General features: G+C 70.4%; 27 protein-coding genes. 17 read left to right on the forward strand and 10 right to left on the reverse strand.

All coding sequences use genetic code 11. From position 1 onward, the window contains the following. The first annotated feature begins 33 nt into the window (after positions 1–33). The 7 genes from ACFVWW_RS17755 (at position 34) to serC (ending at position 6863) form a co-directional block, all read left to right on the forward strand. Entirely contained in the window at positions 34–1515 is a 1482-nt protein-coding gene (locus tag ACFVWW_RS17755; RefSeq protein ID WP_386878637.1) for a sensor histidine kinase, read from the forward strand. Continuing rightward, complete coding sequence (locus tag ACFVWW_RS17760) at positions 1512–2009, forward strand: roadblock/LC7 domain-containing protein (RefSeq protein ID WP_384332134.1); 498 nt, start codon at positions 1512–1514, stop codon at positions 2007–2009. Before ACFVWW_RS17755 ends, ACFVWW_RS17760 begins: the two co-directional genes overlap by 4 nt. Further along, positions 2006–2362, forward strand: coding sequence for a DUF742 domain-containing protein (locus ACFVWW_RS17765; RefSeq protein WP_384332131.1), 357 nt, complete (start codon positions 2006–2008; stop codon positions 2360–2362). Before ACFVWW_RS17760 ends, ACFVWW_RS17765 begins: the two co-directional genes overlap by 4 nt. Continuing rightward, the gene (locus tag ACFVWW_RS17770) at positions 2343–3077 is read left to right on the forward strand and encodes an ATP/GTP-binding protein (RefSeq protein ID WP_386878636.1); all 735 of its coding nucleotides are present in this window, start codon (positions 2343–2345) and stop codon (positions 3075–3077) included. Before ACFVWW_RS17765 ends, ACFVWW_RS17770 begins: the two co-directional genes overlap by 20 nt. Further along, positions 3074–4342, forward strand: coding sequence for a cytochrome P450 (locus tag ACFVWW_RS17775; protein ID WP_386878635.1), 1269 nt, complete (start codon positions 3074–3076; stop codon positions 4340–4342). The genes ACFVWW_RS17770 and ACFVWW_RS17775 overlap by 4 nt, the downstream gene beginning before the upstream one ends. Beyond that, complete coding sequence (locus ACFVWW_RS17780) at positions 4339–5661, forward strand: cytochrome P450 (RefSeq protein WP_384178829.1); 1323 nt, start codon at positions 4339–4341, stop codon at positions 5659–5661. Before ACFVWW_RS17775 ends, ACFVWW_RS17780 begins: the two co-directional genes overlap by 4 nt. Positions 5662–5744: 83 nt before the next feature. After that, positions 5745–6863 carry a phosphoserine transaminase gene (gene serC / locus ACFVWW_RS17785; protein ID WP_384178827.1) on the forward strand — a complete coding sequence of 373 codons (1119 nt, stop codon included), beginning with the start codon at positions 5745–5747 and terminating at the stop codon, positions 6861–6863. A gap of 136 nt (positions 6864–6999) precedes the next feature. Here the strand turns inward: serC and ACFVWW_RS17790 are convergent, their stop codons facing one another. Both ACFVWW_RS17790 and ACFVWW_RS17795 read right to left on the reverse strand, forming a co-directional pair. Then, complete coding sequence (locus tag ACFVWW_RS17790) at positions 7000–8070, reverse strand: WD40 repeat domain-containing protein (RefSeq protein ID WP_386878634.1); 1071 nt, start codon at positions 8068–8070, stop codon at positions 7000–7002. An 85-nt stretch (positions 8071–8155) separates the two neighbouring features. After that, on the reverse strand, positions 8156–8731 hold the full coding sequence (locus ACFVWW_RS17795) for a carboxymuconolactone decarboxylase family protein (RefSeq protein ID WP_386878633.1): 576 nt from the start codon (positions 8729–8731) through the stop codon (positions 8156–8158). Positions 8732–8805: 74 nt separating this feature from the next. Between ACFVWW_RS17795 and ACFVWW_RS17800 the strand changes: the two genes are divergently transcribed. Both ACFVWW_RS17800 and ACFVWW_RS17805 read left to right on the forward strand, forming a co-directional pair. Next, the gene (locus tag ACFVWW_RS17800; protein WP_386878632.1) at positions 8806–9300 is read left to right on the forward strand and encodes a MarR family winged helix-turn-helix transcriptional regulator; all 495 of its coding nucleotides are present in this window, start codon (positions 8806–8808) and stop codon (positions 9298–9300) included. Further along, positions 9297–9851 carry a GNAT family N-acetyltransferase gene (locus ACFVWW_RS17805; RefSeq protein WP_384332113.1) on the forward strand — a complete coding sequence of 185 codons (555 nt, stop codon included), beginning with the start codon at positions 9297–9299 and terminating at the stop codon, positions 9849–9851. Before ACFVWW_RS17800 ends, ACFVWW_RS17805 begins: the two co-directional genes overlap by 4 nt. A gap of 255 nt (positions 9852–10106) precedes the next feature. Here ACFVWW_RS17805 and ACFVWW_RS17810 read toward each other — a convergent pair whose 3' ends face one another. Beyond that, the gene (locus ACFVWW_RS17810) at positions 10107–10505 is read right to left on the reverse strand and encodes an HNH endonuclease (protein WP_386878631.1); all 399 of its coding nucleotides are present in this window, start codon (positions 10503–10505) and stop codon (positions 10107–10109) included. Positions 10506–10535: 30 nt separating this feature from the next. On the opposite strand from ACFVWW_RS17810, the gene ACFVWW_RS17815 reads away from it, so the two are divergent. Together ACFVWW_RS17815 and ACFVWW_RS17820 are read left to right on the forward strand one after the other, a co-directional pair. After that, a complete protein-coding gene (locus ACFVWW_RS17815) occupies positions 10536–10799 on the forward strand; it encodes a chitin binding peritrophin-A domain-containing protein (protein ID WP_384178815.1) in 264 nt (87 codons plus the stop codon). A gap of 209 nt (positions 10800–11008) precedes the next feature. Then, complete coding sequence (locus ACFVWW_RS17820) at positions 11009–11428, forward strand: hypothetical protein (protein WP_384178813.1); 420 nt, start codon at positions 11009–11011, stop codon at positions 11426–11428. A 517-nt stretch (positions 11429–11945) separates the two neighbouring features. Here ACFVWW_RS17820 and ACFVWW_RS17825 read toward each other — a convergent pair. Continuing rightward, positions 11946–12353 carry a winged helix-turn-helix transcriptional regulator gene (locus ACFVWW_RS17825; protein WP_386878630.1) on the reverse strand — a complete coding sequence of 136 codons (408 nt, stop codon included), beginning with the start codon at positions 12351–12353 and terminating at the stop codon, positions 11946–11948. 152 nt (positions 12354–12505) lie between these two features. Between ACFVWW_RS17825 and ACFVWW_RS17830 the strand changes: the two genes are divergently transcribed. Continuing rightward, the gene (locus tag ACFVWW_RS17830) at positions 12506–13405 is read left to right on the forward strand and encodes an NADP-dependent oxidoreductase (RefSeq protein WP_384178809.1); all 900 of its coding nucleotides are present in this window, start codon (positions 12506–12508) and stop codon (positions 13403–13405) included. Positions 13406–13446: 41 nt separating this feature from the next. Here ACFVWW_RS17830 and ACFVWW_RS17835 read toward each other — a convergent pair whose 3' ends face one another. Next, positions 13447–14010, reverse strand: coding sequence for a MarR family winged helix-turn-helix transcriptional regulator (locus ACFVWW_RS17835; RefSeq protein WP_386878629.1), 564 nt, complete (start codon positions 14008–14010; stop codon positions 13447–13449). Between the two features lie 85 nt (positions 14011–14095). Between ACFVWW_RS17835 and pip the strand changes: the two genes are divergently transcribed. Next, positions 14096–15064: a prolyl aminopeptidase gene (gene pip / locus ACFVWW_RS17840; RefSeq protein ID WP_386878628.1), complete on the forward strand. Its 969-nt coding sequence runs from the start codon at positions 14096–14098 to the stop codon at positions 15062–15064. A 133-nt stretch (positions 15065–15197) separates the two neighbouring features. Here the strand turns inward: pip and ACFVWW_RS17845 are convergent, their stop codons facing one another. Further along, on the reverse strand, positions 15198–15389 hold the full coding sequence (locus tag ACFVWW_RS17845) for a hypothetical protein (protein WP_384178803.1): 192 nt from the start codon (positions 15387–15389) through the stop codon (positions 15198–15200). Between ACFVWW_RS17845 and ACFVWW_RS17850 the strand changes: the two genes are divergently transcribed. After that, positions 15379–15726: a hypothetical protein gene (locus ACFVWW_RS17850; RefSeq protein ID WP_384178801.1), complete on the forward strand. Its 348-nt coding sequence runs from the start codon at positions 15379–15381 to the stop codon at positions 15724–15726. The genes ACFVWW_RS17845 and ACFVWW_RS17850 overlap by 11 nt on opposite strands. Before the next feature lie 262 nt (positions 15727–15988). Beyond that, positions 15989–16984, forward strand: a complete 996-nt coding sequence (locus ACFVWW_RS17855) for an aldo/keto reductase (protein WP_384178799.1) — start codon at positions 15989–15991, stop codon at positions 16982–16984. A gap of 187 nt (positions 16985–17171) precedes the next feature. Here the strand turns inward: ACFVWW_RS17855 and thpR are convergent, their stop codons facing one another. The 3 genes from thpR to ACFVWW_RS17870 all read right to left on the reverse strand — a co-directional run bounded on the left by thpR (position 17172) and on the right by ACFVWW_RS17870 (position 19719). Further along, entirely contained in the window at positions 17172–17780 is a 609-nt protein-coding gene (thpR, locus tag ACFVWW_RS17860; RefSeq protein ID WP_386878627.1) for an RNA 2',3'-cyclic phosphodiesterase, read from the reverse strand. 122 nt (positions 17781–17902) lie between these two features. Continuing rightward, the gene (locus tag ACFVWW_RS17865) at positions 17903–19249 is read right to left on the reverse strand and encodes an MFS transporter (protein ID WP_384178795.1); all 1347 of its coding nucleotides are present in this window, start codon (positions 19247–19249) and stop codon (positions 17903–17905) included. A gap of 29 nt (positions 19250–19278) precedes the next feature. Further along, positions 19279–19719, reverse strand: coding sequence for a MarR family winged helix-turn-helix transcriptional regulator (locus ACFVWW_RS17870; protein WP_384178793.1), 441 nt, complete (start codon positions 19717–19719; stop codon positions 19279–19281). A gap of 212 nt (positions 19720–19931) precedes the next feature. Between ACFVWW_RS17870 and ACFVWW_RS17875 the strand changes: the two genes are divergently transcribed. Both ACFVWW_RS17875 and ACFVWW_RS17880 read left to right on the forward strand, forming a co-directional pair. Then, on the forward strand, positions 19932–20234 hold the full coding sequence (locus tag ACFVWW_RS17875; protein WP_386878626.1) for a DUF2530 domain-containing protein: 303 nt from the start codon (positions 19932–19934) through the stop codon (positions 20232–20234). Between the two features lie 118 nt (positions 20235–20352). After that, positions 20353–22887 (forward strand): HAD-IC family P-type ATPase, encoded by a 2535-nt coding sequence (locus ACFVWW_RS17880; protein ID WP_386878625.1) that lies wholly within the window; start codon positions 20353–20355, stop codon positions 22885–22887. A 63-nt stretch (positions 22888–22950) separates the two neighbouring features. On the opposite strand, the gene ACFVWW_RS17885 is transcribed toward ACFVWW_RS17880, so the two are convergent. After that, the gene (locus ACFVWW_RS17885; protein WP_386878624.1) at positions 22951–23811 is read right to left on the reverse strand and encodes a DUF5707 domain-containing protein; all 861 of its coding nucleotides are present in this window, start codon (positions 23809–23811) and stop codon (positions 22951–22953) included. Positions 23812–23884: the final 73 nt, after the last annotated feature.

The following is a 23884-nucleotide window of genomic DNA, read 5'->3' on the forward strand; positions in this document are numbered from 1 at the left end:
CCGCCCCTTCCCCCGTCTACGAGGTAGCCGACTTTGCGCCCCCCACTCCGGCCGACCGCACCGGCCCTGCTGATATCGGCTGCCGTCAGCGCCCTTCTCTGTGTGTGGGCGGTGTCCGCGGCACCCGATTCGGTACAGACCCCGCTGGCCTGGGGCGCGGGCACGGCCGCCGTGGCACTGACCGCGGCCGTCACCTTCGCCGCGCACGCCGTGGCGACCGGCCGGCAGCTCCGTGAGCGGAACGCGGCTCTCTCCGCGCACGCGGACCAGCTCGCCGCCGACGCCCAGCAGGCCGCGGAAGACGTCCGGCGCACCGTCACGGAGGCACGGCGTGCCGCCGAGGAGGCCGCCCGCAGCGAGAACAACCGCGCGGCCGCCGTCTCCGCCTGCGCCAACGCCGCAGGACGCATGCAGGCCCTCGCGACGAGCATGCTCGCCGACCTCCGCGAGATGGAGCACCGGCACACGGACGAGGACGTACTCGGCGATCTGCTGCACCTGGACCACCGCACCGCCCAGGCGGGCCGTCTCGCCGACTCCATCGCGGTACTGACCGGCGCACGCTCCGGCCGGCGCTGGGCGAAGCCGATCGTGATGGAGTCCATCCTGCGCGGCGCGATGGGCCGGATCAGCGGATATCAGCGAGTGCGGCTCCATTCGACGAGTGAAGCGGCCATCGCGGGGCATGCGGCCGAGGGTGTCATGCACGCTCTCGCGGAGCTCCTCGACAACGCGGCGAACTTCTCGCCGCCGACCGCCGAAGTCCATGTGTACGTGGAGGAGGTCCCGGCCGGGATCGTCATCACGGTCGAGGACAGCGGGCTGGTGATGAGTGATGTCCAACTGCGCCGCGCCGAGCGGGCCGTCACGACGGAACAGTCGGACCTCAGCGGTCTGTCCGGCACCCGGCTCGGTCTCGCGGTGGTCGGCAAGCTGGCCCGCAAGCACGGGCTGACGGTCTCCTTCCGGCCGTCCGCGCGGGGTGGCACGGGTGCGCTGGTGCTGCTGCCGCACGAGCTGATCGCGCGGCTGCGTACGGAGGTCCCGGGGCAGCCGCCCGTACAGGCCGCCCCCGCGTCCGAACCTGACGCCGTACCCGACGCCGCCCTCACCGGCGAACCGGCTGCGGAAACCCCGGCCGACACCACCCCGGAGCCGGCCCCGGAACCGGCCCCGGAGCCGGCCCCCGAATCGGCCGCCGAGCCGGCACCCGCAGCAGCCCCCGAGCCGACGTCCCCCGAGCTGGGTGCGAGCGGCCTGCCCAAGCGCCGCCGTGGCCGTACCCTCGCCGCCACCCTGCGCCGTACCGGCGGTGAAGGCTCCCGGTCCCGTCACAGCGCGGCCGCCGCACCCACCGCCGAGGCCCCCTCCGCCGACACCTCCGCGCCCGCCACCGAGTCCACGGCCCCGCCCGCCACCTCGCAGGCGGCCCGGTTCAGCAGCTTCCTGAAGGCTGTACGCGCCACCCCACCGCGCCCGGCGAACTCCACGCACCCGGAAGGCAACCCCCGATGACCGGCACCTCCACCGACGAGAAGCTCAACTGGCTGCTGGAGAACCTGCTCCAGCGCACGCCCGGCGCGCGCCATGCGCTGGTCCTGTCCCGGGACGGCCTCAGGCTGTGCCGTACCCCCGAGCTCTCCGTCGACCAGGCCGACCAGCTCGCCGCCATCGCGGCCGGCATCCAGAGCCTGTCGCACGGCGCGTCCGTCGAGTTCGGCAACGGCGCCGGCGGCGTGCGGTCCGCCATGACCGAGTTCTACGGCGGCGTCCTGCTGATCGTGGAGGCCGGGGACGGCGCCCATCTCGCCGTCGTCGCCGCCGAGGACGCCGATGTCGGCCTGGTCGGGCACAACATGAGCGAACTCGTCGAACAGCTCGGGGAACACCTCAGCTCGCCCCCGCGCGATTCCACCGAAGGAAGCAGCACCGCCCAAGGCACCACCGCCCACAGCAGCACCGCCCAAGGCAGCGCCACCGGCCCGGGGCAAGGCGGCGTACGGGTATGAGCCGGCCCGGCCGGGACGACTCACCCGACCGGCTGTACACCCTCACCGGAGGGCGCAGCCGGTCCGACACGGGCAGGTTCGACCTGGTGACGCTCGTGGTCGCGGAGTGTGACCCGACCCCCGGCATGCAGTCGGAGCATGCCGCGATCCTGCGCATGTGCCATCGTCCGACGGCCGTCGTGGAGATCGCCGCCGAACTCCGGCTGCCCGGCAGCATCGTGCGGATCATGCTCGCCGACCTGCTCGACACCGGCCGGATCAGCGCCCGCCATCCCCGTACGGCCCGCGCAGCCGACCGACTTCCCGATCCCCACATCCTGGAGCAGGTGCTCGTTGGACTCCGCAACCTTTGAACGGACCACCGGCCCGGCCTCGGCCCGGCCGTCGCTGGCCAGTACCGCCGACAACGGTCTGAAGATCGTCATCGTTGGCGGCTTCGGTGTCGGCAAGACCACCATGGTCCGTTCCGTCAGTGAGATCCGTCCCCTGAACACCGAGGAGACGATGACCCGCGCGAGCGAGGGCATCGACGTACTCGCCGATCTCGAAGGGCTCCGCAGAAAGACCTCCACCACCGTCGCCTTCGACTTCGGCCGTATCTCCCTCGACGCGCGCTCGGTGCTCTACCTCTTCGGGGCGCCCGGGCAGGAACGTTTCTGGTTTCTGTGGGAGCGCCTCTTCTCCGGAACGCTCGGCGCGGTCGTGCTGGTCGACACCCGCCGTCTCTCCGACTCCTGGTACGCGATCGACCGTCTGGAGCACCACGGCACGCCGTTCATCGTGGCGTGCAACGACTTCGGCGGGCCCGTCCACACGGAGGAGCAGATACGGGAGGCGCTCGACCTGGCACCCGATGTGCCGCTGGTGGAGTGCGACGCGCGGGACCGCTCGTCCAGCAAGTACGTACTGATCACCCTGGTCGACTACCTCTACCGGCTGTCCGCGAAGAGAGAGGCCGACATGGCGGCGGACACCACCCCGGCCGCGTCCCCGGCCCCGTCCCCGTCCCCGTCCCCGTCCCCGGTGCCGGCCACGGCCTCGGCCCCGACCCCGGAGACCGCACCGTGACGACCCCGACCACCCCGTCCGGCCTGTCCGGCTGCCCCGCCCACGGCGGCCCCGCGCCCGTCCCCCTCAGCGGCCCGCTGTTCCAGGCCGAACCCGCCCGGCTCTACCGGGAGATGAGGCGCGACCACGGCTCCGTCGCCCCGGTCGTCCTCACCGGCGACATCCCGGCCTGGCTGGTCCTCGGCTACCGCGAGCTGCACCAGGTCACCGGCGACCCGGTGCTCTTCAGCCGTGACTCCGACCTGTGGAACCAGTGGGACAGCATCCCCGCGGACTGGCCGCTGCTGCCGATGATCGGCCGTAAGCAGCCGTCGATCCTCTACACGGTCGGCGAGCGGCACCGGCGGCGCGCGGCGATGATCAGCGATGTGCTGGAGGCGGTCGACCCGTTCGCGCTCAAGAGGTACGCGGAGCAGTACGCCGACGAGCTGATCGACGGCTTCTGCACCGAGGGCGGTACGGAGATCATCTCCCGGTACGCCTCGTTCCTGCCCGTCCGCGTCCTGCTGAAGATCTACGGCTTCCAGGACGACCGGGGCCCCGGCCTGGTCACCGCGCTCAAGAACATGATCGACGGCCGTGAGAACGCTCAGGCGGCCCAGCGCCTGCTCACCCGGTCCGTGGCGGAACTGCTCGTCGAGAAGCGCGAGACGCCGGGACCGGACGTCGCCTCCCGGCTGGTGCGCGGCGCGAGCGGCTTCACGGACGAGGAGATCGCCGAGGACCTGCGGGTGATGCTGGTCGTCGGCCACCAGCCGACCGCCGACTGGATCGGCAACTCGCTGCGGCTGATGCTCACGGACGACCGGTTCGCCGCGTCCCTCTCCGGCGGCCGGCACAGCGTCGCGGAGGCCATGAACGAGGTCCTCTGGGAGGACACTCCCACCCAGAACGTCGCCGGCCGCTGGGCCGCGCGCGACACCCGCCTCGGCGACCGCCGTATCCGGGCCGGCGACCTGCTCCTGCTCGGCCTCGCCGCCGCCAACCACGACCCGCAGATCCGCACCGACGGCTCCGCGTTCACCGGTGGCAACAGCGCCTTCTTCTCCTTCGGCCACGGCGAGCACCGCTGCCCGTTCCCGGCGCAGGAGATCGCCGAGGTCATCGCCCGTACGGCCATCGAGGTGCTGCTCGACCGGCTCCCCGACATCGACCTCGCGGTCCCGGCCGACACGCTCACCCGGCGGCCGTCCCCGTGGCTGCGGGGTCTGGCGGAACTGCCGGTGAGCTTCACTCCCACCTCTGCCGTCGGAGGCACGACATGACCTGTCCCCACGCGAACCGGCCGGTGGAAGCGACGGGGGCGGCCGCGGACCCGGGCGGCGTCATCGTCCTCGACCCGTTCGTCACCGACCTGGACGGCGAGAGCGCCACGCTGCGCGCGGCGGGTCCGCTCGCGCGCGTCGAGCTGCCGGGCGGGGTGGCCTGCTACGCGATCACCCACCACGCCGAGGCCCGTCAGCTCCTCACCGACGCCCGGCTGGTGAAGGACATCACGGTCTGGGGCGCCTGGCAGCGCGGCGAGATCCCGCTCGACTGGCCGCTGATCGGGCTGGCCAACCCCGGCCGTTCCATGCTGACCGTGGACGGCGCGGATCACCGGCGGCTGCGCACCCTGGTCGCGCAGGCCCTGACCGTACGGAGGGTGGAGCGGCTGCGGGCGCGTATCGAGGAGCTGACGGCGGATCTGCTGGACCGGCTGGCCGCACGTGAGCTCGCCGACCCGGCCGGTCGCGCCAGTCGGGCCGAACCGGCCGCGCGCGCCGATCGGGCCGAACCGGTCGATCTGAAGAAGGAGTTCGCCTACCCGCTGCCGATGAGCGTGGTCAGGGAGCTGATGGGGGTGGATCCGGCCGATCTCCCCCGGCTGAAGGGGCTCTACGACAAGTTCTTCTCGACGCAGACACCGCGCGAAGAGGTCCCCCAGGTCATAGCGGACCTCGCCGTCCTGTTCACCAGGACCCTCGAATCGAAGCGCGCGAACCCGGGCGACGACCTGACCAGCGCGCTGATCGCGGCGTCGGAGAACGGTGACCGCCTCACGGACGAGGAGATCGTCAACACCCTCCGGCTGATGATGACGGCAGGGCACGAGACGACGATCGGCCTGATCGTCAACGCCGTGGTGGCCCTGAGTACCCACCCCGAGCAGCGCGCGCTGGTGCTGTCGGGCGAGGTGCCGTGGGAGAACGTGATCGAGGAGACGCTGCGCTGGTCGACGCCGACCTCGCACGTCCTGTTCCGGTTCGCCACGGAGGACATCGAGGTCGGTGACGCCGTACTCCCTCAGGGTGAAGCTCTGATCGTGTCCTTCGGCGCGATCGGCCGCGACGAGCGGCAGTACGGACCGACGGCCGGCGATTTCGACATCACCCGCACCCCGAACCGTCATATCTCCTTCGGGCACGGCCCGCACGTCTGCCCGGGTGCGGCGCTGTCCCGGCTGGAGGCGGGGGTGGCGCTGCCGGCCCTGTTCGCGCGCTTCCCCGATCTGGACCTGGCGGTTCCGGCGTCGGAACTGCGCAACAAGCCGGTGGTGACGCAGAACGACCTGTTCGACCTGCCGGTCCGGCTCGGCCGCTGACCGGACACCACGGAGCGCAGTGGGTGTCTCACCCGACGGACACGGTTCTCGACGGTGCGGCGGGAGGACTACGCTCCTTCTTCGTGGCCGATATCGAGATTCCCGCTGACATCAAGCCCGCCGACGGCCGTTTCGGCGCAGGTCCCTCCAAGGTGCGGACGGAGGCGGTGGACGCGCTGGCCGCCACCGGCACGTCGCTCCTGGGTACGTCCCACCGCCAGGCCCCGGTCAAGAACCTGGTCGGCGCGGTGCGCGACGGAGTACGGAGCCTTTTCGAGCTTCCCGAGGGCTACGAGGTGATCCTCGGCAACGGCGGCTCCACCGCCTTCTGGGACATCGCGACGCACGGACTGATCGAGAACAAGTCGCAGCACCTCTCCTTCGGTGAGTTCTCCTCCAAGTTCGCGAAGGCGGCGAAGCTCGCGCCGTGGCTGGCCGATCCGACCGTCATCGCCGCCGACCCCGGCTCCCACCCGGACCCGGAGGCCGAGGAGGGCGTCGACGTCTACGCCTTCACCCACAACGAGACCTCCACCGGCGTCGCCGCTCCGATCAAGCGGGTCGCGGGTGCCGACGAGGGTTCGCTCGTCCTGGTCGACGCGACCTCGGGCGCCGGCGGCCTGCCGGTCGACATCACCGAGACGGACGTCTACTACTTCGCCCCGCAGAAGTCCTTCGCGGCCGACGGCGGCCTGTGGATCGGCGTCTTCTCGCCGGCCGCGCTGGAGCGCGCCGCGCGTGTCCACGGGTCGGGGCGCCATGTACCGGAGTTCTTCTCGCTGCCGACGGCGATCGACAACTCCCTGAAGAACCAGACGTACAACACCCCGGCGCTGGCCACGCTCTTCCTGCTCAACGAGCAGCTGAACTGGCTCAACTCCCAGGGCGGTCTGGACTGGGCGGTGCGCCGTACGGCCACCTCCTCGCGCACGCTGTACGGATGGGCCGAGGCGTCCAAGTACGCGACGCCGTTCGTGGTCGACCCGGCGAAGCGCTCGCAGGTCATCGGCACGATCGACTTCGCGGACGAGATCGACGCGACGGCCGTCGCCAAGGCGCTGCGCGCCAACGGCATCGTCGACACGGAGCCGTACCGCAAGCTGGGCCGCAACCAGCTGCGCGTGGCGATGTTCCCGGCGATCGACCCGTCGGACGTCACGGCGCTGACGGCCTGCATCGACTACGTGATCGAGCGCCTCTGACGCCGGTGCCTGATCAGGCGCTTGTTCCTGATCTGGCGCTTGTTCTTGATCTGGCACCTTCAGGTTGACGCTTCCGGGCCCTGGCGCACACCGCGCCGGGGCCCGCTGCGTCGGCCTCGGGCCCGTCGCGTCGGCCTCAGTCCTTCCGGCGCAGTCGCTTGACGCCGAAGACGAGCGCGGCCACGCCCGCGAGGACGACCGCCCCCAGCGTGGCGTTCCCCTGCGGACCGCCGCCGTCGCTGCTGCCGCTGCCGCCGGACGAGGAACTTCCATTCCCGGAGGGCAAGTTACCGCCAGAGTCCTTGTCCAGGTCCACCCGTACCACCCCGCTCTCCTTGCCCTCCGAGCCGAACATCAGCGCCTTGCCGTCCGCCGTGTACGTCACCGACTCGGCCTGCCCCTGGAACGGTGCGCGCACCGCGTGGTCCGCGCCCAGCCGGCCGTCCTTCCACACATAGGCGCGGGCGCTGAAGTACGAGCGCAGCACCAGTTCCTTGCCGTCCGGCGAGAACGCCCCGTCCGTCACCCACGGCACCTCGCCAATCCGCCGGAAGACATTCGTGCCGGACGACGTGAGCGTGGCCGGGCCCTCGTACAGCCCGCCGCCGCCCTCGACCTTCGAGGCGATGTAGACCCGCCCGGTCGTGGGGTGGACCATCAGCGCCTCGGCGTTACGCGGCCCGTCCGCGTACTGCACCGTGAACTGTGTCGCGCGTACGGTCGCGTCCTTGAGCTGCTCGGGCTCGGGGAAGCGGTAGATCCACACGTGGTCCCAGCTGCCACCCAGGTTGTCGCCGATGTCGCCGACATACACATTGCCGTCCGAGCCTACGGAGATGCCCTCCACATCCCTGGGTTCACCTATCCCCCGCAGGGAGATCGTCGCGACGGTCTTGCCGGTCCTGGAGTCCACGGCGTAGACGTACGGCCCGTCGTCGCTGTCGTTGTGCGTCCAGTAGATGCCGGGGTGGGCGCGGCTGGCGGCCAGCCCGCTCGACTCGGTGATCCGCGGATCCTTGATCGTGAAGCTCCGGTCGGGTGAACCGTCGTCGGCGGCCACGGAGGCGGCCGGGGCCGGGGCCGCGCCCGCGGTCGCCGGGGCGGCCGAGGCCAGCAGCCCGGCGGCGGCAAGGGCAACAGCGGCGGTGGCGGCAGCGGCAGCGGAACCGGAAAGACGCAGGCCGGGGTGGGGCGGAAGCGAACGCATGCCCCCAGCCTGCCACCCCATCACCCCCACGGCCCGTGGGTCCGGTCCACCGGGCGTACCGGGCGCCCGGCAGGCCGGGACGCGGTCAGCCGGCGGGGGCCGCCGCTCGGGCGATCTGGGGGTCGATCGGAGCCCGGGTGAGCCGGTTGGCGAGGGTCGACAACGTGTACGTACCGATCCCGAGGACGACTTCCAGGGCGTTCCGCTCCGTATAGCCGTGGGCCAGGAAGGCGCCGAGCGTCCGGTCGTCGACACCACCGGCGGTGGCGAGCACGGCGAGGGTGAACTGCCGTACGGCTTCGAGCCGTTCGTCCGCCAACGGCCGCTGCTCGCGCAGGGCGGCGATCAGCTCCTCGTCGGCGCCGAGGGCCACGAGTTTCCCCGTATGCATGGCAACACAGAGGTGGCATTCGTTGCGCACGACGACGACCATGACGATCACTTCGCGCGCCACCGGATCGAGCGTGGTGGCCTCGAACAGGCCGGTGAGCTTCTGAAAGCCGTCGAGCAGCTGCGGCGAGGCGGCAAGGCGCGCGACGGCGGACGGCAGATATCCCAGGTGGCGGGTGGTGGCCTCCATGGCGCGGCGGGAGTCGGCGGGGGCGGAGTCCAGGGTGTGGTCGGGAAAGGTGTGGTCGGGGAAGGGGGAAGACGGAGGCATGCGAGTCGCTCTCCTCGCTACGATGGACAACATGGTTGACGATAAAAAGGTAAACCAGGTTGTCGAGTTCTGCAATGACTGAGCCGCCGAGGGCCGGCGAAGGCCGGGACGCGCCCGGTTACGAGCTGCCCCTGCTCCTCTTCGCCGGATTCCGGTCCCTCATCGACCAGCTGCACGCCGAACTGGCCCGCCAGGGGCACCCGGACGTCCGCCCGGCGCATGGCTTCGCCCTACAGGCCATCGGGCTCGAAGGCGCCACGGCCGTCACCATCGGCCGCCGCCTGGGCGTCTCCAAACAGGCCGCCGGCAAGACGGTCGACCGCCTGGAGTCCCTCGGCTACGCGGCACGCACCGACGACCCCACCGACGCCCGCCGCAAACTGGTCCGGCTCACCCCACGAGGACTCGACGCCCTCGCCCGCTCGGCCGCGATCTTCGACCGGCTGCGCGGCGAGTGGGCCACGGCGCTCGGCGCGGACCGCCTGCGGGCCATGGAGTCCGACCTGCGCGCGGTCACCCCACCGGACTCCTTCGGCCTGGACGCGGCCGGCTGGCTGGCCGGCCCATGACACACGCGACCGCCGTCCACGTGGCCGCCACGGCATCCGCCCCCGCCCTGCTCCTGCGCCCCTGGGAGGAACGGGACATCGCGCCGCTGATCGAGGTCTACCGCGACCCCGTGATGCACCGGTGGACACGCATCCCGGTGGCGAACCACGAGGACGCCGTCCGGTGGCTGGAGATCCAGTCCCAGGGCTGGGCCACCGGCGACCGGCTGAGCTTCGCCGTCCTTGAGCAGGACCGGCTGGTGGCCAACGTAGTCATCAAGCGGAACGCCCCCACCGACCCCACCGGCCCGAGCGCCGATGTCGGCTACTGGACCGCAGCCACCGCCCGAGGCCGCGGCATCGCCCCGCGCGCCCTGGAAGCACTCACCGTATGGGCCTTCAGCACCTTCGCCGACGCCGACCTCGACCACCTGCGCCTGCTGCACCAGATCGACAACCCCGCCTCCTGCCGAGTCGCCGAAAAGACCGGCTACACCTACGAGAAGACCCTCCTGCCGTACCCCCCGTTCCCCAAGCCCGGCCACCTCCACACCAGACACCGCGGGGCCTGACGCCGGATAGACTGGTGCAAATAGCGATATACGGGACATCATGTCGACCCGTCGCTCTCACCCCCGCCTGCGCGCCCACCACATCCCGGCCCGGCGGGCAGGGGCGGGCCGCATGCGCGGTGGAAATCCGGCTGAGGCGGCAAGCCTCCTCCTCCGTTGTGGCCCAGTGCATTTGGTAGTCCAGCGGGTACCGCCATGGCTTGTCACGTTGCTTGGTACCGGACTCGGCGTGGTCGGAACATGGCTCGGGTTGCGCTAGCAGAAGTCGTTCACTGTCTTGGCCAAGTGGCATTCATGGCACAGGACTTGAACGTTCTGGTCTGTGTCCTCGCCACCACGGGCGAGGGGCCGCACGTGGTCCACGTCAACCGAGCCGGCGAGGGCAAGCGACCCGCACCGTGCGCAGCGGGCACCACCACGGGCACCGACCGGAGCACGGAGCCGAGCGGCCCCCGAGAACACCCGGACCAGCACCGCACGGCGGACCCGCCGAGCACGTACCGAAGCACGCCGTTCGTAGACCTGGTGGTGACCCTCGCAGCGGCCCCGGTGAGTCGCAGGTTCGGTGCAGTCAACACACCGCGTGCTCACCCCCTGGTCGTCGTTCTGGCCTGTCTGCGCGAGCGACCTGAAATCGCAGGTCTCGCCCCGCATCCCCGAGGCCGCGAAGATCGTTGGCAGGGCATGATCCGTACACGTCGTATTACAGCCGCCGTGCTGCTCACCCTTGCTGGTCTCGCATACTCAGCCCCGGCGCAGGCCGCCGAAGAGCCTCTGGCTTGCACTCAAGAGGGCTTCTTCCCCGACCCAACCGATCAGTCCAAGTTCTACCGTTGTGTTGACTTTGACGGTTCATTCACGCGCTTCGACTTCAAGTGCGGGCCGGGCACCCTCTTCCACCCCGAGCTTGTAACGTGCGTCCACCCGTGGCAGATGCCCCCGAAGTAAGGCACTGCTGAGACACATCACCCCGACCGCTATGCGCATCCGGCGCTGTTCCTGGCGTGCCCGCCCCCCGGACTCGAACCGGGGATCTCTGCCGATTGGTTACGGCGCACCTCTAGCCGCTGGGTCAGCAGGCGTGCGTCGCCCTAAGGCGTAGGTGGCAGTCAGTGACCCTGCGGACAACCACTCGTTACACGTGCATGCTTAAAAAAGTGGCCCTCGCACTGGGTCTTACCGTCGCGCTCTCCACTGCCAGCGCGCCCGTGTACGCGGACTCGGACGGCCTTCCGCCCATTCAGGTGAAGGTCTCGCAGGGCACGGATGCCTGCCCGTCCGGCTCGCTGTGCCTGTACGACCTCCCGAACTTCAACGCCGCCGGGGATGCCAGGGTGGTGGTTCTCCCCATTCTCGTGACCAACCTGCATGCCTATGGTGTCGGCGACGCCGCCGACTCGGTGTACTGCAACCGGGGCTCCAACTGCGACCTGTTCGACGCAACCGGGGCTCTTGGCACAAGGGTCTTCGTTCCCAGCGGTGAAGCGTTCAATACGCTCAGTTCCGCTGTCGCGGTGTCCCCCAACGGCGACCGCTACACCACGGATATGCGGAACAGGATCAGTTCAACCCGCTGATCCTCCGGAGCAGCATGAGTCCGTGGCTGCGAGTCGCAGCCACGGACGGGAGAGGCTGAATCGCTCAGGCTGCCAGGCTTCTCATCGGCTGAGTCCTGGAACGAGGATCCGCCGGACAAGTCCTCGCCGGCTCGGGCCGGTCCGGACACGATGGGGACCACACGGGCTTACAACCCCGTTCGGGCAGTGAGTTCCGGGCCGGGCGTTCAAGCGTGCCTGCGGACATGTCAAACCCTTTGTGACCTGCGGAAACGGTCCGCACCCGAGCAGGTCCCAGGGTGTTCGACCTACTCCGGCCGCCCCCTCAAAGAGTCACTTGCGGTGGAGGGACGGGAGTCAAGGGTGGAGCGCAGCGGAATCGGCGTAGCCGACGCGACGGAGGAGCGCCCTTGATGCCCGGCCCGCAACCGCGCCACTCAAACAGAAAGGGGCGGCCCCACCCGACATCAAACGACCCGGCCCGCCCCGGGTACCCCTCGGTCCCGACCCGCAGACAACAACCCCAGACGACCGCACGCTACGCCGCCGTCGTCTCCTCGTCGTACCGTTCCCTCGCCTCGTTGACCTGGTCGAAGTGCGTTTCCGCCCAGTCCTTCACCCCCGCCAGCAGCGTGCCCAAGCTGCTTCCCAGGCCGGTCAGTTCGTAGTCGACCCGCACCGGGACCGACGGGGTGACCGTGCGGGTGACGATGCCGTCGCGTTCCAGGGAGCGCAGCGACTGCGTGAGCATCTTCTGGCTCACACCCGGGATCTTCCGGCCCAGATCGCTGTAGCGCATCGGGCCGGGGCCGAGGGCGCAGACGATCAGGCTGACCCACTTGTCGCTGACGCAGGCGAGCAGTTGGTGCGTCGGGCATTCCTTGAGAAAGGCGTCGTACGCGAGACGGGCCTCGTCGCGGCGCTCAGCCGCCGTCTTCGTCGCCATGTCCTGTCCCGCCTCCGGGTGGTCCTACCTCGGGGTACCGAACGCACCTTCAGGTACGTACTTACGAAAAGAGAGTAACTCTTCCTAGGTTTGTTGCAGCGGGAATCGCCCGTCCCATCTTCGAACTGCCACTCACCCCCAGGAGAGCCGCCATGCGTGCTGTAGTGATCAAGTCCTTCGGTGGCCCCGAGGTCCTCGAACTCGTCGAGACCGCGACGCCCGAGCCGGGCCCCGGCCAGGTGCGGATCAAGGTGGCCGCCGCGGCGGTCAATCCGGTGGACGCGGCGTACCGCGCCGGATTCCTCGCGCCGCTGACCGAGCAGGGGCAGCTGGGTCTCGGCTGGGACGTGGCAGGGACCGTCGACGCGGCGGGACCGGGGACGGATGTCGCCCCCGGCACCGCCGTCGTCGGGATGTCGTACGGCCCCGCCGCGCTCAAGGCCCACGCCGACTACGTGGTGCTGGACGCCTCGGCCGTCGCGAACGCGCCGGCCACCGTCGATACGGTGCACGCGTCGACCGTGCCACTCAACGCCCTCACCGCCGCGCAGGCCCTGGACCTGCTGGCCCTGAACGCCGGGGACACTCTGCTGATCACCGGCGCGGCGGGGGCGGTCGGCGGGTTCGCCGTCCAGCTCGCCCGCCGCGCGGGCGTCACCGTCACCGCGCTCGCCGGTCCCGACGACGAGCGGCTCGTACGGTCGCTCGGCGCCGACCGCTTCGTACCGCGCGGCGGTCATGTCGAGCCGCACAGCGTGGACGCCGTGCTCGACGCGGCGGTGCTCGGCGCGACGGCCATGGAGTACGTACGCGACGGCGGTGCCCACGTGGGTGTCATCCCGGGGACCACCCCGGAGTCCGTGCGCTCCGTCCGGGTCGCGACGGTGGGGGTGCGCGCCGACGGCGAACGGCTCGCCGAACTAGTGGCGTTGGTCGACGCGAAGGTCCTGACGACGCGCGTCGCGGAGACCTATCCGCTGGCCGAGGCGGCCAAGGCGCACACCCGGCTGGCGGAAGGCGGAGTACGCGGCAGGCTCGTCCTCGTACCGTAAGCCGCGTACGCGACGCCACAGCGACCACGGCGCATCGCCGGTCAGGCGCCCCCACCCCCGGCCTGGTCGGCGATCCGCTGTCGCATCGACCGCCGGTCCAGGGCTTCCAGCGCCTCGCCGATCAGGCGGCTCAGCGAGTACGGCAGCTCCGCCTCGAACGCTGTCGCCGCGGCCGCCGTCGCCGTCCATTCGGCGTCCAGCGCGGGCAGCAGTTCCTCCGCCCCGGGGGTCAGCCGGACCATGCGGTGGCGCGCGTCCTCGCCCGCGGTCAGGGCGACCAGGCCGGCCTTGGCCATCCGCGCGACGGTCTGGCTCGCCGCGGAGTGCGTCACTCCGGTCGCCAGCGCCAGATCGCGGATGGAACACGGTCCCGGCGCGGCGGCCAGGGCACGGACGACGGGGGTGTAGCGGGGGCGGAAACCGTCCAGACCGAGTTCGGTGTAGCCGGCCGCGACATCGGCATCGAGGCGGTCGAGAAGATGCCGCAACCGCGTCCCGAGCAGCTCAGGGCCATGCCCGCCCAAGGCCGCACCACCCGCGGACGCATCGTCCGAGACCGCACCACCCGAGACCGGCCCCTCGCAGGCCGCAGAACCAGAGGTCATAAAACACAATGTAACAGCGCTGTTGTATCGGTAGGGTCGGCGCCGACCCTCCACCCGCCCGCGCCACCCCCAGGGAGCCCCCGCCATGGCCGACGACGACCCGCTGTACCCGCCCATCGAGCCGTACGAGCAGGGCATGCTCGACGTCGGGGACGGCAATCTCGTCCACTGGGAGATCTGCGGCAATCCGCGGGGCAAGCCCGCGCTCGTCGTACACGGCGGCCCCGGGTCCGGATGCACGCCGCGCGCGCGGCAGTTCTTCGATCCCGAGCGCTACCGCGTCGTCCTCTTCGACCAGCGCAACTGCGGACGCAGCACCCCGCACGCCAGCGACCCCGCCGCCGACATGCGCCACAACACCACCCGTCATCTGATCGCCGACATGGAGCGGTTGCGGACGCATCTGGGCATCGAGCGCTGGCTGCTGTACGGCGGGTCCTGGGGGTCGACGCTGATCCTCGCGTACGCCGAGAGCCATCCGGAGCGCGTCTCGGAGATCGTCATCGCCGGGGTCACGACCACCCGGCGCTCGGAGATCGACTGGCTGTACAAGGGCGCGGGGCGGCTCTTCCCCGAGGAGTGGGAACGGTTCCGCGCGGGCGTCCCTGAGGGCGAGCGCGACGGCGATCTCGTGGCGGCCTACGCCCGGCTGACGGAGAGTCACGATCCCGCGGTACGGGAACGGGCCACGGCCGACTGGTGCGCCTGGGAGGACGCCGTACTCTCCCAGGAGCCGAACGGCTCACCCGCTCCGTACAGCGACCGGCCGCCGGCCGCCCGGCAGGCCCTGGTCCGGATCTGCGCGCACTACTTCTCGCACGGCGCCTGGCTGGCGGAGGGCGCGCTGTTGCGCGACGCGGGGCGGCTGGAGGGGATCCCGGGCGTGCTGGTTCACGGCCGGTTCGATGTGGCCGCCGTGCTGGGCACCGCCTGGGAGCTGGCACGCGCCTGGCCGGACGCCCGGCTGGTCATCGTCGAGGACGCGGGGCACAAGGGCAGCCGCACCGAGCGCCGCGAAGTACGTGCCGCGCTCGATGCGTTCGCCGGGCGGTGAGTTCGCCGGCCAGTGAGTTCGCCGGGTGTTGAGTTCGCGGGTCGGCTTCGCGCGCTGACGGTCCGCCGACCGTCACCGCCGCTCGCGCCGGCTGACCGCGCCCTCGCCTCAGCCCGCCATCCTCAGCCCGCCATCAATCCGTGATGACACCCGCGGCGGTAACGGCGCCGTTCAGATCGCACCAGGTGGTCGACACGCCCCCGGAGACGGCCCGGTTGCCGTAGTGCCGGTAGATCAGGTTGCCCTTCTGGCAGTCGATCCACCCCGTGAACGCGCCACCGCGGCACGCGACGGAAGCCCCTCGGTGTCCGGCGGTGCCCGTCACTCTCCTGACCGGGTCACAGGTGAAGTTCCCGGCGTTCGCGGGTACGGCCAGGGGCAGCGCCGAGGTCGAGGTCGACGGCGAGGTCGACAGCGAAGGCGAGGACGCGGAAGGAGCCAAGGCCGGAGCCGGAGCCGGAGCCGGAGCCGAGGGCAGGGTCAGCGACGCGGACGAGGACGAGGCCTTGGCTGACGCCGAACCGTTCCCCAAGGACGCCGCGGAGGCGGTGTCGTCGGCCGAAGCAGACGACGCGCCGCTGAGAAGCCCCGCCGCCGCGAGGGCGAGTGCTGCGGCCGTAGCGGCGAAAGTACGTCGAGTACGCAAAGCGAACCTCCTGTAGGCGCGGGATGCCGATACATCCCGTCACACAGAGGAACCGTACGATCACAGAGCGGGGTCATAGCGCCCCATCTGGGCAACTTGGCCGGAAACCACAGTAGACGTCCGTTTTGTGTCCAATAGTGGCCCCTTGTGCACCGACAACCACACAAGATCGGCCGCCACATGACTGACGGCCACAAGACTGACGGCCACGAGACGCGCGCCCACAAGGCGGACCCGGGCTTGCCTTGAGTGCGCTCGAACGCGTTGGCTTGGGGCTCATGAAGTACACGCAGCTCGGACGCACCGGACTCAAGGTAAGCCGACTCGTCCTCGGGACGATGAACTTCGGACCTCTCACCAACGAGGTCGACAGTCACACCATCATGGACGCCGCGCTCGGCGAGGGCATCAATTTCTTCGACACCGCCAACGTCTACGGCTGGGGCGAGAACAAGGGCCGTACGGAGGAGATCCTCGGCACCTGGTTCGCCAAGGGCGGCGACCGCCGCGACAAGGTCGTCCTCGCCACCAAGGTGTACGGGAACATGGCCGCGGACGGCGACGCGTGGCCCAACCACGACAAGCTGTCGGCCCTCAACATCCGCCGCGCGGTCGACGCCAGCCTCAAGCGGCTGCAGACGGACCACATCGATCTCTACCAGTTCCACCACATCGACCGCGCCACCCCGGTCGAGGAGATCTGGCAGGCCATCGACACCCTGATCCAGCAGGGCAAGATCCTCTACGCCGGATCGTCCAACTTCCCCGGCTGGAAGATCGCCCAGACCAATGAGACCGCCCGCCGCCTCGGCTCGTACGGCCTGGTCAGCGAGCAGTGCCTGTACAACCTCGCCGAGCGCCGCGCCGAGATGGAGATCATCCCGGCCGCGCAGGAGTACGGGCTCGGCGTCATCCCCTGGTCGCCGCTGAACGGCGGTCTGCTGGGTGGCGCGATCCGCAAGGAGCGCGAGGGCGGCGGGTCGCGCACGAGCGACGGCCGGTCCGGGAGCGGGCTCGCCAATACGACGATCCGGGCGCAGATCCAGTCGTACGAGGACCTGCTCGACAAGCACGGCATCGACCCGGGCGAGGCGGCTCTGGCCTGGCTGCTCACCCGTCCCGGGGTGACGGGCCCGATCGTCGGCCCGCGGACCATCGAACAGCTGGAGTCGGCCGTACGGGCGGTCGACGTCGAGCTGTCGGAGGAGCTGTTGTCCTCGCTGGACGAGATCTTCCCGGGCCCTGGTCCTTCGCCGGAGGCCTTCGCCTGGTAGTTCCCGGCCGGCGGCCGGGGTCGGCGAACAGGTCCTGTCCGGACAGCACATATTGTCCGGGCAGGACCTGGGCCCTGCCCGGTGGCAGGGCCTAGCCGACCGCGGCCGCCACCGCGATGATCGCGAACATCAGCACAAGCACACCGGCCATGATCCGGTTCCGGGTTTTGGGATCCACAGGTCGAGGTTAACGGCCGGGGGCGGCGGGCCCGTCGTCCGGGTTCCCCGAACGGGCCTTGCCGAGCGGGCAGCGTACGACGGCTTCGTACCGCGGCCGCTCCCCCGGCACCCCGCTCACCGGCAGATTGCTGCGGACGAGCACCAACTCGGCCACCTCCCAGGGCGTCCCCTCGAAGCCGTCCAGTGCCTCGACGTACGGGCGCAGATCGCTGTCCGCGCGGCTGCGCGCGAGCGTGAGGTGCGGGTGGTAGCGGCGGTGCTCGTCCATCGGCACTCCGGCCCGGCGCGCGGCGGCGTCGGCTCGTTCCGCGAGGAGCCGCATCTCGTCGATCCCGCCGGCCACGCCGGCCCACAGCGCGCGGTCGCCGAAGTGCCCGCCGCCGTGGACGCGCAGGGAGAACGGCTCGGTACGGTGCGCGGCCCGCTCCAGCCGCTCGGTCAGCTCGGGCAGCAGCCGGTTCTCGACGTGCCCCATGAAGGCGAGCGTGAAGTGCCAGCCGTCCCCCCCGGTCCACCGCAGCCCATCGGCCCCCGGAAGCTCCCGCAGCCCACTCACGGCACGGGAAAGTTCCGCAACGGCATCGGCGGGCGGCAGCACGGCGGCGAACAGTCTCATACCGACGAGTCTCCCAGCCGCCCCGCGATCCGGGGCGTGACCCGGTCGCCGCGTGCGCGCGGCCGGGCCGCGTATACGCCGGTGGCCCGGGCCGGGGTTGCCGGGCCGGGCCGCCGGGCGCGTTACGCGGCTGTGGTCAGTTGCTCCTTCGGGACGAACTCCATGTGCGGGCGTCCGCCGCGCAGGTCGATCTTGAGGCGCACGCCGACCACCCGGGTCAGGATCAGGCCGATCGTGGCGGCCGCGAGCAGGGAGACCGCGCCGCCCGTGGCGAAGCCGACGCGGGCGCCGTAGGTGTCGGTGACCCAGCCGAGGAGCGGGCCGCCCACGGGGGTGCCGCCGACGAAGACCATCATGTAGAGGCTCATCACCCGGCCCCGCATCTTCGGGTCGGCCGCCATCTGCACGCTCGTATTCGCGCTGATGTTGGTGGTCAGGCCGATCATGCCGATCGGCAGGAGCAGCAGCGAGAACAGCCAGACGGACGGCGAGAAGGACACCGCGATCTCCAGGAGACCGAAGCCCATCGCCGCGAGGACGAGCAGCCGCAGGCGCGAGGAGCGGCGGCGGGCGGCGAGCAGGGCGCCGGCCAGGGAGCCCGCCGCCATCAGGATGTTGAAGAAGGCGTACAGCCCCGCCCCGCCCTTGTAGACCTCGTTCGCGAAGGCCGTCAGCCAGATCGGGAAGTTGAAGCCGAAGGTGCCGATGAAGCCGACGAGGACGATCGGCCAGATCAGCTCGGGCCGGCCGCGCACATACCGCAGGCCCTCTCTGAGCTGGCCCTTTCCACGCGGTACGCGGATGGACTTGTGCAGCTCGTGCGGGCGCATCAGGAGCAGGCCGATGAGCGGCGCCAGGAACGACAGGCCGTTCAGCATGAAGGCCCAGCCGCTGCCGACCGTGGTGATCAGTACGCCCGCGACGGCGGGGCCGACGAGCCGGGCGGACTGGAAGTTGGCCGAGTTGAGGCTGACGGCGTTGCGCAGCTGGTCGGGACCGACCATTTCGGAGACGAAGGCCTGGCGCGTCGGGTTGTCGACGACGGTCACCATGCCGAGCAGGAAGGCGATCAGATAGACGTGCCAGACCTGGACGTTTCCGGAGAGCGTGAGGACGGCGAGGGAGAGCCCGCACAGGCCCATCGCCGTCTGGGTGAAGAGCAGCAGCTGCCGCTTCGGATAGCGGTCGGCTATGACGCCGCCGTACAGGCCGAAGAGCAGCATCGGCAGGAACTGGAGAGCCGTCGTGATCCCGACGGCCGCTGACGAACCGGTGAGGCTGAGCACCAGCCAGTCCTGGGTGACCCGGGACATCCACGTACCGACGTTGGAGACGACGGCGCCCGTCGCGAACAGTCGGTAGTTACGGATCTTCAGCGACGAGAACGTCCCGCCACTGGTGGCGCTGATGGTGCTGTCGTGGGTGGATATCGGTGCGGGGGCGGAGTCTGCTCCGGATCCCGTACTCAAAGTGGGTTCGCCTCCTTACAGCGCGCGGATTACAGGTGAGCGAGCTTTTCCAGTACGGGGGCGGCAGCGCGCAGCTTCGCCCACTCGTCATCGTCCAGGCCCTCGGCGAGGGTCGCCAGCCAGACATTGCGCTTGCGGCGGCTCTCTTCGAGCATCGCCTCGGCTCGCTCGGTCTGGCTGACCACCTTCTGCCGACGGTCATCGGGGTGCGGCTCGAGCCTGACGAGACCCTTCGCTTCGAGCAGCGCCACGATGCGGGTCATCGACGGCGGCTGGACGTGCTCCTTGCGGGCCAGCTCGCCCGGGGTGGCTGAACCGCAGCGGGCAAGGGTGCCCAGCACCGACATCTCGGTGGGGCTCAGCGATTCATCGACACGTTGGTGCTTCAGTCGCCGGCCCAGCCGCATGACGGCGGAGCGAAGTGCGTTCACGGCGGCGTCGTTCTCGTCGCCGTGGGGTAGGTCAGGCATGTTCGTTAGCATAACTCATTACCCAATCTAAATACCAGCCGCGCGCACCCCGCGAGTCGCCCGTCCGGAGATCACCCATATGAGTGGGACCGCACCGGAAAGGGACCATGCCGCCGAACGGGTAATGAGCGTCCAGCCGCCGACGCCGCAGGCGGCGACCGGTATCCCGGCGCCCCGGCGGCCCCGCCCGGCCCCCCGCATAGACTGACGCCATGAGCGGTTCTTCGACGGGATCAGCGGGATCGACCGGATCTCCGCGGCGTGAGGCGCCCGAGCCCCTGGAGGGGCCGGTCGTCGGCACCATCGTGGGCGGCACCGTCATCTGGTTCGTCCTCTTCCTCGTACAGCTCCCGTTCTACGGCTGGTTCAGCGACCACGGACACACCTGGTGGATCTGGACCTGTCTGGCCGGAGCCGGGCTCGGTCTCATCGGCATCTGGTACGTACGGGGACGGGACGCGGCGCTCAAGCGCGCCGCCGCCACGGCGAACGAGACGGATCCGGGTCACCAGTAGGGGCCGCGCCCCCGCGCCGACCGGACAGGGCCTAGCGGAGCACCCCCTCTCGTCCCAGGGTCTGAACTTCGGTGCGGTCGGCGGGTGAAGGCGTCGGACCGGCCGTACCGTCGGAACCATGACTCAGCGGGCGAAGTCCGACACCGACGGCCTCGGCGGTCCCGAACCGCACGGCCGCGGCTCTCACGGCCCCACCATCGACGCGGGCACGGAGCTCGACCCCGTCCACCCCATGAAGCTCCCGCGATCGGCCCGCCACTCCGGTCTGACCACCGCGGAGGTCGCGGAACATGTCGCCCGGGGCGAGGTCAACGACGTCCCTGTCCGCAGCAGCCGCTCCACCGCGGAGATCGTCCGCGCCAATGTCTTCACCCGCTTCAACGCGATCATCGGCGTGCTCTGGGCGATCACGTTCTTCGTCGCGCCGATCCAGGACACCCTGTTCGGCTTCGTGATCATCGCCAACACCGGGATCGGCATCGTCCAGGAGATGCGCGCCAAGCGGACCCTCGACGGCCTCGCGGTCATCGGCGAGGCCAAGCCGACCGTACGGCGCGACGGCGTCGCCGCCGAGATCTCCACCACCGAGATCGTCCTCGGGGACGTGATCGAGCTGGGCCCCGGTGACAAGGTCGTCGTCGACGGCGAGCTGACCGAGGCCGAGAGACTCGAAATCGACGAGTCGCTGCTCACCGGCGAGGCCGATCCCGTCCTGAAGCGGCCCGGCGACCCCGTGATGTCCGGCAGCTTCGTGGTCGTGGGCGGCGGCGCGTTCCAAGCCACCAAGGTCGGCCGCGAGGCGTACGCGGCGCAGCTCGCCGAGGAGGCGTCCCGCTTCACGCTCGTCGACTCCGAGCTGCGCAACGGCATCAGCACGATCCTCAAGTACGTGACGTGGATGATGATCCCGACCGCGATCGGGCTGATCATCAGCCAGCTCGTCGTCAAGCAGAGCGACTTCAAGAACTCGCTCGCCAGGACCATCGGCGGCATCGTCCCGATGATCCCCGAGGGCCTGGTGCTGCTGACGTCCATCGCCTTCGCGATCGGCGTCATCCGGCTCGCCCGTCAGCACTGCCTGGTGCAGGAGCTGCCCGCCATCGAGGGCCTCGCGCGCGTCGATGTCGTCTGTCTCGACAAGACGGGCACGCTCACCGAGGGCGGGATGGACGTCCGCGAGCTGCGGCCGCTGGGCGGCGCGGACGAGACATACGTACGGAAGGTCCTCGGCGCGGTCGGGGCGTCCGACCCGCGTCCGAACGCCAGCCTCCGGGCGGTCATCGACGCCTACGGCGGCGACCGCGAGGACTGGCGGGTCACGGGGGCGCTGCCCTTCTCCTCCGTACGGAAGTACAGCGGCGCCGCCTTCGTCGAACCCGGCGCCGCCGACGAGTCACGCTGGCTGCTGGGGGCGCCCGATGTCCTGCTGCCCGCCGGCGATCCCGCGCTCAAGGAGATCGACCACCTCAACGAGCAGGGCCTGCGGGTGCTGCTCCTCGCCCGCGTCACCCGTGACCTGGACGACCCGGACGCGGCAGCCGGGGCGCGGGCGACCGCGCTCGTCGTCCTGGAGCAGCGGCTGCGGCCCGACGCCGCCGACACCCTCGCGTACTTCGCCCGGCAGGACGTCGCCGCCAAGGTCATCTCCGGCGACAACGCGGTCTCCGTCGGCGCGGTGGCCAACAAGCTCGGCCTGGCCGGCGCGGAGCACACGGTCGATGCCCGCGAACTCCCCGCCGAGCGGGAGAAGATGGCCGAGGTGCTGGAGTCCGCCACGGTCTTCGGCCGCGTCACCCCGCAGCAGAAGCGCGACATGGTCGGCGCGCTGCAGTCGCGCGGGCACACGGTCGCGATGACCGGGGACGGCGTCAATGACGTACTGGCGCTGAAGGACGCGGACATCGGCGTCTCGATGGGCTCGGGCTCGGAGGCGACCCGGGCCGTCGCGCAGATCGTGCTGCTCAACAACAGCTTCGCGACGCTGCCTTCGGTGGTGGCGGAGGGCCGCCGGGTCATCGGCAACATCACGCGCGTGGCGACGCTCTTCCTGACGAAGACGGTCTACTCGGTGCTGCTGGCGATCCTGGTGGCCTGCTTCCAGGTGGAGTATCCGTTCCTGCCGCGGCATCTGACGCTGCTGTCGACGCTGACGATCGGCATCCCGGCGTTCTTCCTGGCGCTGGCCCCGAACAGGGAGCGGGCGCAGCCGAACTTCGTGCGCCGGGTGATGCGTTACTCGATTCCGTCGGGCATCATCGCCGGCATCGCCACCTTCGTCACGTACATGCTGGCCAGAAGCTACTACGTCGGTGCGGACGCCCTGACCGCCGAGACCAGCGCGGCCACACTCACGCTGTTCCTGGTCTCCATGTGGGTGCTGGCGATCGTCGCCCGCCCGTACACCTGGTGGCGGTACGTCCTGGTCGTGGCGATGGCGCTGGCGTTCCTGGTGGTCCTGGCCGTGCCGTCGCTCCAGCACTTCTTCGCCCTGCGGCTGGTGGGCGCGACGATGCCGTGGACGGCGGTGGGTGTCGCGGTGGTGGCGTCGGTGGCGGTGGAGTTCTGCTGGCGGTGGGTCGGGCGCCACTTCCCGGCGAACGCGAAGGGCTTCCTTCCGAAGCGGGCACAAGCCGCTCCGGAAGAAAGCCCGTAGAACCGCCGTACGCGGAACTGCTCCCGCGCGGGACTGCTCAGCGCGGGACTACTTCGCGCGGGGCTACTTCACGTCGACGAAGTCACCGGTGGCGTTGACCGCGGGGGTCGAGACCGTACCGGCGAAGTTCCAGCGCCAGTAGCCGTCCTCCACCGCCTTCATGGTGGTCTTCAGCTCGCCGGTGCTGGAGCCGGTCACCGTCTTGACGGTGGTGTAGGTGTCGCTGTTCTTCTTACGGAACTGGAGCTTCACCGACTGCGTCGCGTAGCCCTTGTAGGTGCTGGTCTCCCAGTTGGCCCGGGACAGCTTGCCGGTGACCGTGATGGTGCCGCCCTTCTTCACCGGCTCCGGCGCGGCGTTGACGGTCAGCTTGGAGTACCGCTGGAACCTGATCTTGGTGGCGTAGTCGTTCTGGACGACCTCGCCATCGTTGGACAGCACGATGGCGCCGACGTTCCACCACGTGGCGTTGTCGTTGATCAGGTACCACGGGTCGACCGTGACGCTGAGCGTGCAGGTCGAGGTGGTGGCGCTGGCCGCCTTGCAGCTGGCGGCGTCCTCGTTCTGGCCGAAGCCGTAGTAGGTCTCGCTGTCCTTGTTGAACCAGAGGAGCGTGGCGGCGTCGGCGATCCCCGAGCTGTGGGACGCGGTGATCGCGATCGACACCTTCTTGGTGTCGGTGGTGCCGACGACGATGGGCTTGCCGCCGTTCACGACGACCTTGCTGATGACCGGAGCCACGGCCGCCTTCGCGGCGGCGAGGCCCTTCGCCTTCGGCGCGGCGGCGCGCTCCGGCGCCGAGAAGCCGTAGGACGGGACGGCCGGGAGGTCCTCGTGGGACTGAGCGGCCTGCGACGCCGGGACGGCGAGGGCGGACAGGGCCAAGGCGCCGGAGACAGCGGCAACGGTGGCACGAATACGCATGTGTTCCCCAAGTCTGGTCTGCGGGTCTGTTGACCCACGGACCAGACCTGGGACGCACGTGAAAGGTTGTACA

Source organism: Streptomyces sp. NPDC058198 (genome assembly GCF_042882605.1).
In the GTDB taxonomy this organism is placed as follows: domain Bacteria; phylum Actinomycetota; class Actinomycetes; order Streptomycetales; family Streptomycetaceae; genus Streptomyces.